The sequence below is a fragment of the Thermoactinospora rubra genome, assembly GCF_002093975.1.
Classification (GTDB): domain Bacteria; phylum Actinomycetota; class Actinomycetes; order Streptosporangiales; family Streptosporangiaceae; genus Nonomuraea; species Nonomuraea rubra_A.
This window is the reverse complement of record NZ_MSZZ01000111.1, coordinates 1-1,760: the sequence shown is the minus strand read 5'-3', so window position 1 is coordinate 1,760 and position 1,760 is coordinate 1. Positions and strand designations below refer to the sequence as shown.

The following is a 1,760-nucleotide window of genomic DNA, read 5'->3' as shown; positions in this document are numbered from 1 at the left end:
CTAATGAGGCTCCGCCTCGGACCGCCGAGATGCGTGGTTGGCGTGGACACGATCGTGCGGGTGGGCGCATGCTCGCATCCAGGAAACGGTTGCGGTGGGTGGTTGCCATGGCGCGGGTCGTGACGGTGAACGACGTTCTCGACGGGCACGTGAAGCTGGACATCGAGTGCCTGGATCGGATCTACCTCAACGCCTACGTCCCGATCTTGCAGACTAGTTCGCAGGTGGTGGCGTTCCTGTCTGGGCATCTGGGTTTCCCGTTTCCCTCGCCGGTGCTGTTCAAGCAGTTGGGAGACCGCTTCCGCAAGGCGGTTGCGGTCTTCGCCGCCGACAACGGCCTTCCGTGGGTCAAGTTCGCCAAGGACGAGTCCAAGCTCGAGGCGATGCAACCTCATCTGGCCCGCCAAGCGGCCACTGGCCGCTCCGGCGTGGCGGCGATCGGGGTGGCGCAGGAGTTCCAGCGCGTGTGGACCGCTCACGAGGGCAAGACCTCCACCGGCACTCCCCGCTGGTCCTTCGTCAAGGCCGACCGGCGGGTGACCTGCTACTACTTCTATCTCTGGGACGAGAACTTCGGCCCCGGCTTCATCAAGGTGTGCGCGTACTTCCCCTATCCGGCCAAGGTCTGGATCAACGGGCATGAGTGGGTCAAATGCCAAGCGGCCAAGGCCGGGCTCGCCTTCGCCGAGCTGTCCAACGGGTTCGCCGCCTGCGCCGATCCGGCCGCGCTGCAGGAGATCTGCGACCGGCTCGGCCCCGGCACGATCAACGTGTTCGTGCAGCGCTGGCTCGCTCGGCTGCCGCTGCCCTTCGGCGACAAAGAACGCGACGCCGGCTATTGGTGGGAGACCTCTATGCGGCAGATCGAGATCTCCCGCACCATCGTCTTCGACGCGCCCCGTCACGCCCGCGGCTTCTTCGAGGCGCTCATCGCCGACAACCTCGACATCGGCCGCCCGCACAACGTCGAGATCATCTTCGGCCGGCGGGTGCGTCGCGACACGGCCGGCACTTTCCGCACCGCGATCGACCGCCGCGACAACGGCGGCGTCATCGTCAACGTCTTCTACAAGCATTCCCGGATCAAGCAGTACCTCAAAGACGGGCGGGCGATGCGGATCGAGACCGTCGTCAACGCGCCCCGCGACCTGGGCTGCAACGCCCGCCTGCCCAACCTTCCCGAACTTCAGGCCAAGGCCCGCGCCGCGAACCGGCGCATACTGGAAGTCGAACGTGCCGGCCAGGGCTGCGTCCTTGCGAGTCCAGTCTTTGAGCGGATCGCGCACCCCACCGTGGATACGGCGGGACGGAGGACCCCGGCGCTACGCTTCGGCGATCCTCGGGTCATGGCCCTGGTCGGCGCCCTCTGTCAGATGCTGCTCGCCGCGACCGGCTTCACCAACAAGAACCTTCGCGTCTTGATGACCGGACTGCTCGGCCGCACCGCCTACAGCACAGGCCAGATGACCTACGACCTACGCCGCCTGCGGCTCAACGGCCTGATCCGCCGCCTGCCCCGCTCCAACCGTTACGTCCTCACCGACGAGGGCATCCGCATCGCCGTCTTCTACACCAAGATCTACAATCGGTTACTCGTCCCGCTCACCGCGGCCGATCAACCTCAAGCGCCCCCCGAACTTCGAGCGGCGCTCAAGACCATCACCCGGCACGTCGACGACTACGCCGCCCGCGCGCGGCTTCCCCGGGCGTCGTGAGAACTTGACACAAACGTCCAGAACTTCACGACCAAAGATCGCTAG

Annotated in this window: 1 protein-coding gene; it reads left to right on the top strand. The window is 66.0% G+C overall.

Annotated features, from left to right (window positions below):
* Positions 1 to 107: 107 nt before the first annotated feature.
* A complete protein-coding gene (locus BSB02_RS39100) occupies positions 108 to 1,715 on the top strand; it encodes a hypothetical protein (RefSeq protein ID WP_084966057.1) in 1,608 nt (535 codons plus the stop codon).
* Positions 1,716 to 1,760: the final 45 nt, after the last annotated feature.

Excerpts from the sequence above, each read along its gene's own strand:
- BSB02_RS39100 (WP_084966057.1), top strand. The coding sequence starts at position 108 with ATGGCGCGGGTCGTGACGGTGAACGACGTTCTCGACGGGCACGTGAAG.